General features: G+C 69.7%; 14 protein-coding genes and 4 tRNA genes. 6 read left to right on the top strand and 12 right to left on the bottom strand.

Annotated features, from left to right (window positions below; all coding sequences use genetic code 11):
- Positions 1 to 78 precede the first annotated feature (78 nt).
- Positions 79 to 627: a hypothetical protein gene (locus HCT63_RS19485; protein ID WP_167008823.1), complete on the top strand. Its 549-nt coding sequence runs from the start codon at positions 79 to 81 to the stop codon at positions 625 to 627.
- 761 nt (positions 628 to 1,388) lie between these two features.
- Here HCT63_RS19485 and HCT63_RS20595 read toward each other — a convergent pair.
- From HCT63_RS20595 to HCT63_RS19470, 3 genes are all read right to left on the bottom strand, one after another.
- Positions 1,389 to 2,036, bottom strand: coding sequence for a hypothetical protein (locus HCT63_RS20595; protein ID WP_243843131.1), 648 nt, complete (start codon positions 2,034 to 2,036; stop codon positions 1,389 to 1,391).
- Positions 2,029 to 2,520, bottom strand: coding sequence for a hypothetical protein (locus tag HCT63_RS19475; RefSeq protein WP_167008817.1), 492 nt, complete (start codon positions 2,518 to 2,520; stop codon positions 2,029 to 2,031). The genes HCT63_RS20595 and HCT63_RS19475 overlap by 8 nt, the downstream gene beginning before the upstream one ends.
- Positions 2,521 to 2,623: 103 nt before the next feature.
- Positions 2,624 to 3,040, bottom strand: a complete 417-nt coding sequence (locus HCT63_RS19470) for a hypothetical protein (RefSeq protein WP_167008814.1) — start codon at positions 3,038 to 3,040, stop codon at positions 2,624 to 2,626.
- A gap of 261 nt (positions 3,041 to 3,301) precedes the next feature.
- Between HCT63_RS19470 and HCT63_RS19465 the strand changes: the two genes are divergently transcribed.
- Complete coding sequence (locus tag HCT63_RS19465) at positions 3,302 to 3,499, top strand: helix-turn-helix domain-containing protein (RefSeq protein WP_167008811.1); 198 nt, start codon at positions 3,302 to 3,304, stop codon at positions 3,497 to 3,499.
- Between the two features lie 94 nt (positions 3,500 to 3,593).
- Here the strand turns inward: HCT63_RS19465 and HCT63_RS19460 are convergent.
- Positions 3,594 to 3,665: transfer RNA gene (locus HCT63_RS19460), tRNA-Val, on the bottom strand.
- Between the two features lie 379 nt (positions 3,666 to 4,044).
- The gene (locus HCT63_RS19455) at positions 4,045 to 4,878 is read right to left on the bottom strand and encodes an aminotransferase class IV (protein ID WP_167008808.1); all 834 of its coding nucleotides are present in this window, start codon (positions 4,876 to 4,878) and stop codon (positions 4,045 to 4,047) included.
- Between the two features lie 94 nt (positions 4,879 to 4,972).
- Here HCT63_RS19455 and HCT63_RS19450 point away from each other — a divergent pair.
- The 4 genes from HCT63_RS19450 to HCT63_RS19435 all read left to right on the top strand — a co-directional run bounded on the left by HCT63_RS19450 (position 4,973) and on the right by HCT63_RS19435 (position 5,734).
- Positions 4,973 to 5,044: transfer RNA gene (locus HCT63_RS19450), tRNA-Gly, on the top strand.
- Between the two features lie 43 nt (positions 5,045 to 5,087).
- Positions 5,088 to 5,158 (top strand) — tRNA-Cys (locus tag HCT63_RS19445).
- A 39-nt stretch (positions 5,159 to 5,197) separates the two neighbouring features.
- Positions 5,198 to 5,269: transfer RNA gene (locus tag HCT63_RS19440), tRNA-Val, on the top strand.
- A 75-nt stretch (positions 5,270 to 5,344) separates the two neighbouring features.
- Positions 5,345 to 5,734 (top strand): hypothetical protein, encoded by a 390-nt coding sequence (locus HCT63_RS19435; protein WP_208322524.1) that lies wholly within the window; start codon positions 5,345 to 5,347, stop codon positions 5,732 to 5,734.
- A 14-nt stretch (positions 5,735 to 5,748) separates the two neighbouring features.
- On the opposite strand, the gene HCT63_RS19430 is transcribed toward HCT63_RS19435, so the two are convergent.
- The 7 genes from HCT63_RS19430 to HCT63_RS19400 all read right to left on the bottom strand — a co-directional run bounded on the left by HCT63_RS19430 (position 5,749) and on the right by HCT63_RS19400 (position 10,773).
- Positions 5,749 to 5,940, bottom strand: a complete 192-nt coding sequence (locus tag HCT63_RS19430; protein ID WP_167008805.1) for a hypothetical protein — start codon at positions 5,938 to 5,940, stop codon at positions 5,749 to 5,751.
- A 152-nt stretch (positions 5,941 to 6,092) separates the two neighbouring features.
- Entirely contained in the window at positions 6,093 to 6,713 is a 621-nt protein-coding gene (gene ribA, locus HCT63_RS19425) for a GTP cyclohydrolase II (RefSeq protein WP_167008802.1), read from the bottom strand.
- Positions 6,710 to 7,402, bottom strand: a complete 693-nt coding sequence (locus HCT63_RS19420) for a RibD family protein (RefSeq protein WP_167008799.1) — start codon at positions 7,400 to 7,402, stop codon at positions 6,710 to 6,712. The genes ribA and HCT63_RS19420 overlap by 4 nt, the downstream gene beginning before the upstream one ends.
- A complete protein-coding gene (locus tag HCT63_RS19415) occupies positions 7,399 to 8,337 on the bottom strand; it encodes a lysylphosphatidylglycerol synthase domain-containing protein (RefSeq protein ID WP_243843130.1) in 939 nt (312 codons plus the stop codon). The genes HCT63_RS19420 and HCT63_RS19415 overlap by 4 nt, the downstream gene beginning before the upstream one ends.
- Positions 8,334 to 9,356: a glycosyltransferase family 4 protein gene (locus tag HCT63_RS19410; protein WP_167008796.1), complete on the bottom strand. Its 1,023-nt coding sequence runs from the start codon at positions 9,354 to 9,356 to the stop codon at positions 8,334 to 8,336. The genes HCT63_RS19415 and HCT63_RS19410 overlap by 4 nt, the downstream gene beginning before the upstream one ends.
- Positions 9,353 to 9,760 carry a 6-carboxytetrahydropterin synthase gene (locus HCT63_RS19405; RefSeq protein ID WP_167008793.1) on the bottom strand — a complete coding sequence of 136 codons (408 nt, stop codon included), beginning with the start codon at positions 9,758 to 9,760 and terminating at the stop codon, positions 9,353 to 9,355. The genes HCT63_RS19410 and HCT63_RS19405 overlap by 4 nt, the downstream gene beginning before the upstream one ends.
- On the bottom strand, positions 9,760 to 10,773 hold the full coding sequence (locus HCT63_RS19400) for a zinc-binding alcohol dehydrogenase (RefSeq protein ID WP_167008790.1): 1,014 nt from the start codon (positions 10,771 to 10,773) through the stop codon (positions 9,760 to 9,762). The genes HCT63_RS19405 and HCT63_RS19400 overlap by 1 nt, the downstream gene beginning before the upstream one ends.
- Between the last annotated feature and the right edge of the window lie 31 nt (positions 10,774 to 10,804).

Here is a 10,804-nt window from a genome sequence, read left to right as displayed (position 1 = left end):
GCCAGCGAGACGAACGCGAGCTCGTCGGCGCCGTCGTGGGCAGCGCCACCGGTCGACTTCGTGCCAAGCTTCCAGCCCTTGGACGAATCGAGCGCATGGCTCCCTCTAGAGTCGGCACCGATTCCTGAGGACGTCGACCGCGAGGACCTTTTCGAGCTCCGGGCTACGGGACCATCGCCGATCGAGGGCGCGGAGTACGTCCTTGCCCTCGCTTCGTACTGGCACGACACCCGGCATGAGGTGGTTGTCGACGAGGAGTTGCGTGAACTCAGCGATCCAGATATGTCGGAAGAACTCTGGAGGTTCCTCGCGTCTGATCGCTGGGCGCAACAGGACCTTGGGACGAAGCGGTTCTACGATCCCGCTGGAGGCGGGTTTGTCCGGGCGAGCGCGACAGGGAATCGTGAATCCCCATCCGTCACGCTTGAGTTGGTAGCCGCAACGACTGCCGATGCGCCAGAGTATGCGACCGACGAGGTGAGTTTCAGTCGCTACACGTATGAGGTTGTCTGGGACGGCGAGGAGTGGCAATGGCTCGATTTCGCGGTGGCCAACTCACCCGAGGTTCAGCCATCGCAGGACGGTAGCGTCAAAGGGGCTGGTTGGGTCCGGCTGCCCCCGGCGTGACGACGTCCTCAGATGGAAGGTGCCGCGTGACGATCGGTTGGCGGTGAGATCGATCTGAGCGGGAGGGCTCGAGCAGCAGAGCTCGAGCCCTCTTCGGCCGCGCGGCCATCGCCGAGCCCTACCATCAAGTCGAGGTGGCTCATCCCGCCGAGCTGGGTACCGGCACAGCAACCTGCTCTGCGCTGGATGGTGAAAGACCGTAGAGGCTTCCGCACGCGAGTGCCGTAATCGCGAGGAACACGCGCTGGCTACAGACTCTGCTCGACATTGGTGTACAGCCCGCCCGTCCAGCATCACGGAGGCGGAACGGGCGCACCGCGGAGGTGGGACGGGCGCGGAGTGGTGCGCTGCGGGCGGACAGTCAAACGCATGGACAGGCAGTCAATCCGAGCTGCGGCGGCCCGATGGAACTCACGGCTGCTACACGACGTCGCGAACGCGCCGGATCTCGCAACGGCAGCAGGGCTCCTCGGGAGTGTGGGAGTCCCGGTCTTCCCGTGCGTCCACGGCGCCAAACGCCCGGCGACAGGCCACGGCTTCCAGGAAGCTAACACCGACTCGGCGACTATCCGTGACTGGTGGCGCCGCTCCCCCGACGCCAACATCGGCGTCCCCACGGGAGCGGCCGGTGGCATCGACGTAGTCGACGTCGACGTCCACTCGAACGGCACCGGGTACGCAGCGTTCGAACGCGCCCATCAGGCCGGGTTCGTCCGCCACTGGGCCTGGCTGGTTCGAACCCCCTCTGGCGGCATGCACGCCTACTTCCTCCACCCACCCGATCGCAACCAGCGCCCGTGGCAGGTGCCCGGCATGCACGTCTTGCCGCCACCGGTGGGGATCACGATCAGCCCCGAGCGCTGTCCACCAGCGCCGCGAAGCCGATCGAGATTCTCCCAGGCTTCAGTCTGGTGAGCGTACGCAGTGTGGCGCCCCGTGGCCCCCTCGCCAACCAACTCAACCGCGGACACGCGCGCGTGCGTCGGCGCGCCCCCCTGGGGTCCTACGGCTACGACCGATTCTTTTTGGGCGGCGATGAAGGCCGACCAGAGGTTTGCGACGAACGCGTCGGTGCGGTTGCGCGTGCGCAGAAACTCGATGCGCTGCTCCCGTGTCGTCAGCGAATCGAAGCGGTTGACCATGCCGGTGAGTCGCGCCAGCTCCTCAGCACTTGCCTTCGGAAGCCAGCCGTCGCGAAGGGTGTCAGTGAGTTTGCGTCGCAGACCAAGCTTCGGCGGCCGACCTAGCACGTGCCCGGCGCTCCGCCGGAGCTGCTCGGGCGATAGGGACGCGACCGCGCCAGCGTCTTCGGCCTGATGATGGGCGTCATAGGCGGCTCGGAGCAACTTGCGGATCAGTCGCTCATCGACGCAGTCCCACGAGAACCGCGCCTTCCGACTCTCAACCATCTTCTGGTCCCTCGTACGTCGCCGCCCAGCCATGGAGCACGGCGCGCAGGGTCTGCTGCCTGTGCTCGGCCAGCGCATCGCCCGACAGTGCGCGATCCGTGGCCGACTCGACAACCTCGGAAAGGTTGGCGTTGGTCAGGTCGACGATGAGGCCGATCATGAGGTCGGGCACACTCCAGTCGGACACGTCGGAGGATCCGGCCGACTCGTATGGCTCGCGAAGCTCGCCCGCCGTGAACGGAACCATCGACACATCATCGGCACTGACACCCGTGAGTGCGAGGGCACGGACGATGGCAGCCGCTGCTGTCTCCTCCGCGGGCTGGACACCGAAACCCGCCGGCGCGTACTGGAACTCCGCAATCCAGCTCCCGCCGTCCGGCTCGACGCCATGGAGGGAGGCAATAGCGGTCGGGAGGAATGCTGCGACCGCGCTCGCGGTCGCGTCAGCGTCATGCGCGCCGCGAAGCCTCACGATGTGCACGACGGCGAACCCATCGACGTCAGTGATCTCGTACGCGAACGGCTGAAGCGTGATGCCCGTGAGCCGCGCCCCTCTTCGACGTCCAGCAACGTACCGAGGTAACTCATGCCAACCAATCGTGGAGCGTATGCGCCGCACCGATCAGGGACGCGCGAGCGACCTCGATGTCAAGACCGTCGTGCTCTACCACGTCGTCCTCAAGGTCGGGGACGATGATCACTTCGATTGCAACAGTGAACGGCGTCGAGGCGGTGACCGCGAACGCGAGGCCCGCCTCCACATCCTCGACCGTCGCCACTGACTGCTCCGGGTGAGCGTCCTGCGCGCAACTCATCCACGCCTCAGCAAGCTGCTCGAAGAACCGACGCGGCACGGGCCGGTTGAGATACCGGACAAGCCGATCAGGTGACAGAAGCTCGACATCCATGAGGCGGACTCCATCGTCGACTGCCCTTGACAGGTCGGGAACCGCAATCAACGCGAAGGCGGCACCCGAGCCCGAGAGGAGGCGCACTTCCACCGCAGCCGCCTATCCCTGCCGCTCGAAGCCGAGCACCGCTCGCACCGCAGCCTCAATTCCCTGAATCACAGGGACAACGCTATCGAAGAGCGCCGACAGACTTCGGCTGTTGCGCGCCGCACCGTCAGCCTGCCGCTTGGAAGCACCAAGCGGGGCACGAGTACGGGCATTCGGATTGCCCGGCACACCTCCCAGCACATGACAGCGCAACCCACGGGCCATCCAGCACTGCCCAGCGGCGGCCACGAAAAGGAGAAAACCATGCAGCACGCGAAGAACCTGCCGACCTACCTGAGCATCACCGAAGCCGCCGAGGTCATGTCGGTCTCGACGAAGACCATCCGTCGACGAATCAGCGACGGCACCATCCCCGCCTACCAGTGTGGATCTCGTCACATTATGATCCGCCTGGACGACCTCGAAGCATCGCTCCGACGGATCCCCACGGTCGGCTGGTGAAGCGGGTCTCAAGACCACGTATAGACCACGAGGCCGGAAATGAAAATCGCCTCCGACCGGCGTTTCCGCAGGTCAGAGGCGGTTTCGAATGCGGTGGGCGATACTGGGTTCGAACCAGTGACCTCTTCGGTGTGAACGAAGCGCGCTACCACTGCGCCAATCGCCCGCTGTGCCGTCCCGTCTCAGCCGGGACTTCACAGAGAATAGCGTACGCGCACGACCACTCCGTAAACCGGGTCGAGGTCGCCGCGCCCGCTCGTGGCGACGCTCGACGTCGCCGCCAAGCTCCTCCTCCTCGTCCTCCTCGTCGTCGCCGTCACCTACCCCGATCTGGGCAACCTTCGGGGCACGGCGATGGGCTTCCGCGCGGTGGCCTACCCGCTCGGGGCTGTCATCATCCCGCTGCTGTGGTGGTGGCTCGTCACCCTCCCCTGGCTCACCGACACGCTCGGCAACCGGCTGGACCTGTTCGACTCGGTCTGGTGGTTCGGCGGCCTACACCGACACCCTTGGCGACCCTTCGCTCGGCTCGCTCGGCGCCCGCGTCACGGGTCGACCTGCTCCTTCGAGCGCTGCGCAAAGATCGACGCAGCCAGCGTCGTGACCGGGCCGGGGGCGACCAGAGCCCGGTCGTCGACGCGGTGGATGCCCTGGACGTCGCGTGTCGTCCCGGCGAGGAAGATCTCCTCCGCCCGCTGCAGCGCCTCGATCGGCTCGTCGCGCTCCACCACGTCGATCTCGTCGCGGCACCACTCGAGGACAAGTGCCCGAGTGACTCCCGCGAGGCAGCCCGACTCCAGCGTCGGGGTCACGAGCTGTCCGTCGAGCACGTAGAAGATGCAGGAGCCCGTGCCCTCACACAGCAGACCGGCTGTGTTGGCCATCACCGCCTCCGACGCGCCCTGTCGGAGGGCGTACTCGACCATGAGCGCGTTCTCCGCGTACGAGGTCGTCTTAAGGCCGCTGAGTGCCCCGCGCTCGTTGCGTACCCACGGCACGGTCGCGATCGCGGTCGTCGGCTCGGGGCGGGCTGCAGGCTCGGTGACGACCACGAGGGTCTGCCCCTGGTTCCCGCGCGGCGAGCCGAGCGGGCCCGGCCCGGACGTGATCGTGATGCGGATGCGGCCGAACGGCAGCTCCTGCCCTTCGACGGTCGCCTCCACCCCCGCCCGTACGAGGTCGAGGTCAGGCTCGCCGATCCCGAGACCGGCCGCCGAGCGTGCGAGTCGTTCGAGATGTCGCGTGAGGGCGAACGGCTGACCGTCGACCACCTTCACGGTCTCGAAGACTCCGTCGCCGACGACGAGCCCGTGATCGAGGACTCCGAGGGCTGGCTGGTCCGGTGATTCCAGTGTTCTTCCGTTGATCCACGCGCGCATGTGACCACGTTAACGCGCCGGGGGGGTACCCCCCGTTTGGACGCCCTCACCCCATCCGCTAATGTTTCTCTCGCACCGGGGAAGCCCGGAAAGCGCGGACGTGGCTCAGTGGTAGAGCATCACCTTGCCAAGGTGAGGGTCGCGGGTTCGAATCCCGTCGTCCGCTCGGAGTGGGTCCCAGGGCCCCTTCTCAGACATCGTAGATGTCCGGTGGAGTGGCCGAGAGGCGAGGCAACGGACTGCAAATCCGTTTACACGGGTTCAAATCCCGTCTCCACCTCGATGGGGCTCACGCTCCTGACGAGTCCCTCGGGCTCACGGGCGATTGGCGCAGCGGTAGCGCGCTTCCCTGACACGGAAGAGGTCACTGGTTCAAACCCAGTATCGCCCACTCAGCAGTACGCAGGACAGAGCCCCTTCGAGGGGCTCTTTCTGTTTCCGGCGGCAGTGGCCCACAATCGAGCGCATGGATGACGGCGGCCACCTCCCCGAAGACGCCCTCAGCTCCCTGCTCCAGCGCTTCCCGGACGGATGGGGGCAGTGGATCGACTGCGACCGCGGCTGGTTCCCGCTGCTCGCCGCGCTCGACGCCGATCTCGCCGCCGTGTGCCCGGAGTACGAGTTGCGGCAGGTCAAGCAGAAGTACGGGTCGCTGCGCTACTACGCCGAGCCTTGCGAGGATCACCGCGCCGTCGATGACGAGTTCCGCGCGCTGATCGCCTCGGCGGAGAAGCGCTCCTCGAGGACCTGCGAGAGCTGTGGAGCGCCAGGACGGCGCAGTGCCAGCGACCACTGGTACCGGACGCTCTGCGCCGCCTGCGGCGAGACCGCCGCCGAGCCGACCCCGACTGTGTAGGCAGCCCACCCGCCTCACGGCCCGTGCGTGACCCCCGCCTGCCAGAGGGGACGTGCGCGGCTGACCCAGTCCTGGACGTCTGCGTCCGTCGAGCCCGACCCCTCGCGTGCCTCGTACGGGAAGAGCGTCATGAGGTCGTCCGACAACGAGTCGATCTCGTCGTACGTCGGGTCGAGGAGCCTCGAGGCGACGACCGTCGCGGGCATGCGGAGCCTGACCCGCTCCATCCGTCCGTCGGAGAACACGAGGTCGTACGAGGCCGAGCGCACACGGGAGGCGCTGAGACCGGTTCACCTCGGCAGGTTTGCACGCCGCACACGTGGGGCGCCATGACGTCGACCACAGGGGTACGGCACGATCAGCCCGCCACCTCGATCGTGTGCGCGGCGCGGCGGGCCTTCGCCTCGAGGTAGCGCACGTTCGCGTCTCGCCGGTGCACCCCGGTCGGGACGCACGCGACCACGTCGATCCCGAGCCGTACGAGCTGGTCCGCCTTGTCCGGGTTGTTGGTCAGCAGGCGCACGGACGTACGACCGAGCGCACCGAGCATCTGCGCGGCGACCGTGTAGTCGCGTTCGTCCGCGCCGAAGCCCAGCGCGACGTTCGCGTCGTACGTGTCGAGGCCGGCGTCCTGCAGGAGGTACGCGTCGAGCTTCGCGTAGAGCCCGATCCCCCTGCCTTCCTGCCGCAGGTAGAGCAGCACTCCCCCGGCAGCGGAGATCTGCGCGAGCGCCTCCGCGAGCTGCGCGCCGCAGTCGCACCGTTCGCTCCCGAGCACGTCGCCGGTCAGGCACTCGCTGTGCAGGCGTACGAGAGGTGGCTCGCGGTCGGGGTCACCCAGCTCGACGGCGAGGTGCTCGCGTCCGTCGACGAGGCCTTCGAAGGTCACCAGGCGGCCGCGTACGGTCGTGCCCTCCGGGAGCGCCAGCGGGACCGGGACGCGTGCGCGGACGCCCGCGGGCGGGGGCCTGCCGCTCACGCCGCCTCACCCCGCTCGGACAAGGCGTAGCGGACGAGCACGACGTCGTCGAGCGTCCTCGTCTCCACCAGGCGTGCACGATGCTCGTTGCCCCAGGGGTAGTCCCCTTCGTCGACCCAGCGTCGTGCCCGTGGGTCACCGAGGAAGAAGGGGGCGACGACCAGCTGGAGCTCATCGGCGATCCCCTCGGTGAGGAACTGCGTGTGGACGGTCGCGCCGCCCTCGACCATCAGCCGCCGCACCCCCCGCTCGTACAGGTCCTCCGCGACGTGGCGCATCGTGACCGGTTCGCCGCCGTCGACGACGGTGGCGAGGTCGCCGAACGCCTGGCGTCCCTCGTCGACCCGCAGGCTCGGGCAGTAGACGAGCTTCTCGACGTCGCCGGTGGTGAAGAACGCGCTGGCCGGATCGAGCTTGACATGCCCGCTCACGGTGACCTTCTTCGGTGAGTCGGTGGCTCCCCGTCGACGGCGACCGTCGATCCTCTCCCGCGCGCGGACGAGCAGGCGCGGGTCGTCGTTGCGTACGGTGGCCGCGCCGACGAGGATCGCGTCGCTCTCGGCGCGGATGCCGTCGACACGGTCCACGTCCGCCGGTCCGGACAGGTGCAGCGGGTGCTCCCCTGCGTCGTCGAGGTAGCCGTCGAGCGTGATTGCGCACGACAGGATCGTGTACGGGACCTCGTTCATCGCACCGCTCCCGTCATCGGAGAAGGGCCCGGGCGGATCCGCCCGCGTGCATCGCTGAGGAGGACGGCGATCCCGGGAGCCGTCGCGACGAGCGCCAGCAGCCCGTATACGACGGAGACCTCGACCCCTTGGCTCGCGCCGAGCCCGCCCGCCGCGAACGCCCAGGCGGCGACGCCCTCGCGGGGACCCCAACCCGCGAGACTCATCGGGACGGACGCGGCGAGCAGGACGAGAAGGGCGGCCGGCAGCGCGTCCGTCGCGGCGACCTGCGGCGCGGCGATCCGGACGGCGACGAGGAAGACGGCCACGTGCCCGCAGAAGGCGAGGACCGACAGCCCGACGAGCTGCACGGTGGGCGACGGACGGTGCAACACCCGGCGTACGTCGCCGGCGAGCACGCCGCGCCAGGAGCCAGGCAGTGCAGCGACGACCACGAGCACCGCACAGACCGCGGCCGCGCCGACGGCGAGAACGGCCCCGAGTGCCGACCGCAGCGGGGACGGCACCGCCACGAGCACGCCGGCCGCGACCACGACGCACACGGCCTGCCCCGCGAACCGCTCCCACGCGACGGTACGAAGGCCACGAGCGGTGTCGTCGGTGTCGCGGCCGTGGACGAGCCCTCGATGGACGTCGCCCGCGACCCCGAGCGGAAGGGTCACGTTGAGGATCTGGGAGCGGTAGTACGCGACCACGGCGTCCTTGAGACGGATCGAGGCCCCGAGCTCACGCGACACGACCTGCCAGCGCCGCGCGGCGCAGACCGTGCTCAGCGCCGTGAGGACGAGCGCGGCGAACACCCCGGCAAGCGCCGCCGACGACTGCGTCGTGGCGCGGAAGCCGTCGAGGAAAGGGACCGTACCGACGTGGGCGACGACCACGACGAGGACCGCCGCCGGGACGAGGGGCTTGAGGATGAGCGCCGCCCGCCTCACGACGGCACCGCCCCTCGGCGCTGAACGCCCTCGAGGACGGTGGAGACGGTCTCCGCGGTCGCGTCCCACGTCGAGAGCGTGTCCCGCCGTGCCCGCGCGTGCCGCCGCAGCCACGTGCGCAGGCCGACGTCGGTCAGCCAGCTCCGGAGTGCGTGGGCGAGCGCCACCGGGTTGGCCGCGTCGACGACCAGGCCCGGCGCCGCTCCGTCCGCCGTGCATCCGAGTGCCTCCTCGACGCCACCGACCGAAGCCGCGACCACCGGCACCGCGCGGGCGAGCGCCTCGGTGACCACCATCCCGTACGACTCGGCGCGCGAGGGCAGGACGAGCAGATCGGCGGAGGCGTACTCGGCGGCGAGCCGGTCACCTCTGAGCGGTCCGGTCCAGGTCACACGCCCGCCGAGCCCGAGCTCGCCGCTGCGGCGCATGACCGCTCGGCTGTACGGAGGCTCCACATCCCGCGAGCCGACCATGCGGCACCCCCACGCCAGGTCCGTCAACGACCCGAGCGCATCGACGAGATCGTGCTGGCCCTTGGCCGCCGAGACCGCACCGACGCACAGGAGGCGGCCCCCGTCCTCCGTCCCCCGATGCGCAAGCGACTCGTCGACCCCCGGCCACGCCACGTGGAGGTGCTGGGGAGCGAGTCCGTACACGTTGGTGATCCGGTCGGCCGTCCACTGGCTCGTCGTCACCACGGCGGCAGCGGACGCGAGCACCGCGCGCTCGTCGCCGTCCGGCCCGATCGGCTCGTGCAGCAGCACCACCACGTGCAGACGGCTGGCGTTCGCGCCGACGACGGCACCGGCCCCCCGCGTGACGAGCCCGTCGGTGAGCACGAGACTCCCGTCCGGGATCGACGCGAGGACCTCGCCGAGCGGTGCTCGCACCGGATGCTCGCGCAGCGACCACCCGCCGGCCTCGAGCGCGCCCGCCAGCCGACGGTCGTACACGTTCCCCCCGCTCGGTCGGTGCGGGTCGTCGATACCGTCGGGGACGACGAGGTGGACGACGGTCATGGCACGTCCAGCCCTCGCTCGTACGTGGCCCACGCGGTCGGCGACTCGCGCAGGGTCACGACGAGCCCGTCGAGGTCCGCCCCGGGGCGGCCGAGCGCACCGTCCGCGACCTGCAGCGCCAGCCGGTCGGCGAGCAGCCGGGCCAGGACCTCCGTGGTCGTGTTGGTCCCGGCGAGCTCCGGCTCGTCGTCCAGGTTGCGGTAATTCAGCGCCGCGAGCGCCGCGTGCAGCACCTCGGCGGCACGACCGAGGTCCACGACCACCCCGTCGTCGTCGAGCGTCGCGGCACGAAAGGTCGCCTCGACGACATAGGTCGCGCCGTGCAGCCGCTGGGCGGGACCGAACACCACCCCGCGCAGGCTGTGGGCGACCATGACGTGGTCACTGACCGTCACGGCGAACATCACGCGCCGCCGATGTGGTCGACGCTCGCGCGATCGACGCCGGCGTACTCGATGACGTGGCACAACGGCGCGCCTGCCCCGGAGACCAGGCGCGCCATCGTCACCGGCAAGTCCTCGAACCGCGAGCGGCCCGTCAGCAGCACGTCGAACGCGTCGTCGTGCAGCAGCTCGAGGGCAAGGCGGAGACGATCCCGCGTCGAGCGCCGGTGGGCGCGCGCGGGTGAGACCGTTCCGACCTGGCTGGAGCGGATGCTCAGCCGTCGGGAGTGGAAAGCGCCGCCGAGACGCAGCTCGACGGGTGTGTCGCCGTACCAGCTGAGGTCGACGACGGTGCCGTCCGTCGCAAGGAGGTCGAGAGCGCACTGGAGTCCAGCGGCGGTGGCACTCGCATGGAGGACGAGGTCGTACCCGCCGCCCGCCGCGTCCGGTGCCGCGAACCCTGCTCCCAGCGCCGAGGCCGTCGACGCCCGGTCCGCAACGGTGTCGACGAGCGTGACCTCGACGCCCGGGATGCGGGCGAGGAGTCGAGCGACGCAGCACCCGACCATCCCGGCGCCCACGACAGCGATCCGGTCCCCCATGAGCGGGCGCGCGTCCCAGAGGGCGTTCACCGCCGTCTCCACCGTCCCGGCGAGGACGGCCCGCTGCGGCGGCACGCCCTCGGGGACGACGGCGACGGCCGCAGCGGGCGCGACATACGCGGTCTGGTGCGGGTACAGGCAGAAGACCGTCCGGTCTTGCAGCTCGCTGGGCCCGCGCTCGACGACGCCGACGTTCAGGTAGCCGTACTTCACGGGGCCGGGGAGCTCGCCCTCCTGGAAGGGGGCGCGCATGGTCGCGTACTGATCGGGCGGGACCCGTCCCCCGAACACCAAGGCCTCGGTGCCCCGGCTGATGCCCGAGCGCAGCGTACGCACGAGGACCTCGTCGGCTCCAGGCTCGCGCAGGCGGGCGTCGCGCAGCTCTCCGACACCGGGCTTGCGCACCCAGAACGCCTGCGCCTGCTTCGTCACCGGAGGGAACCTCCCTTGCCCTGCTGGACAC

Origin of the sequence: Mumia sp. ZJ430, assembly GCF_011751845.1 — a bacterium.
GTDB lineage: Bacteria > Actinomycetota > Actinomycetes > Propionibacteriales > Nocardioidaceae > Mumia.
Note: the sequence above shows the minus strand (reverse complement) of the source record. Positions and strands in the feature narration are given on the sequence as shown.

Bases quoted from the DNA above. Each gene is read 5' to 3' on its own strand.
- HCT63_RS20595 (WP_243843131.1), bottom strand. From the start codon at position 2,036: ATGGTTGAGAGTCGGAAGGCGCGGTTCTCGTGGGACTGCGTCGATGAG.
- HCT63_RS19465 (WP_167008811.1), top strand. From the start codon at position 3,302: ATGCAGCACGCGAAGAACCTGCCGACCTACCTGAGCATCACCGAAGCC.
- HCT63_RS19455 (WP_167008808.1), bottom strand. From the start codon at position 4,878: ATGCGCGCGTGGATCAACGGAAGAACACTGGAATCACCGGACCAGCCA.
- HCT63_RS19435 (WP_208322524.1), top strand. From the start codon at position 5,345: ATGGATGACGGCGGCCACCTCCCCGAAGACGCCCTCAGCTCCCTGCTC.
- HCT63_RS19430 (WP_167008805.1), bottom strand. From the start codon at position 5,940: ATGCCCGCGACGGTCGTCGCCTCGAGGCTCCTCGACCCGACGTACGAC.
- HCT63_RS19420 (WP_167008799.1), bottom strand. From the start codon at position 7,402: ATGAACGAGGTCCCGTACACGATCCTGTCGTGCGCAATCACGCTCGAC.
- HCT63_RS19410 (WP_167008796.1), bottom strand. From the start codon at position 9,356: ATGACCGTCGTCCACCTCGTCGTCCCCGACGGTATCGACGACCCGCAC.
- HCT63_RS19405 (WP_167008793.1), bottom strand. From the start codon at position 9,760: ATGTTCGCCGTGACGGTCAGTGACCACGTCATGGTCGCCCACAGCCTG.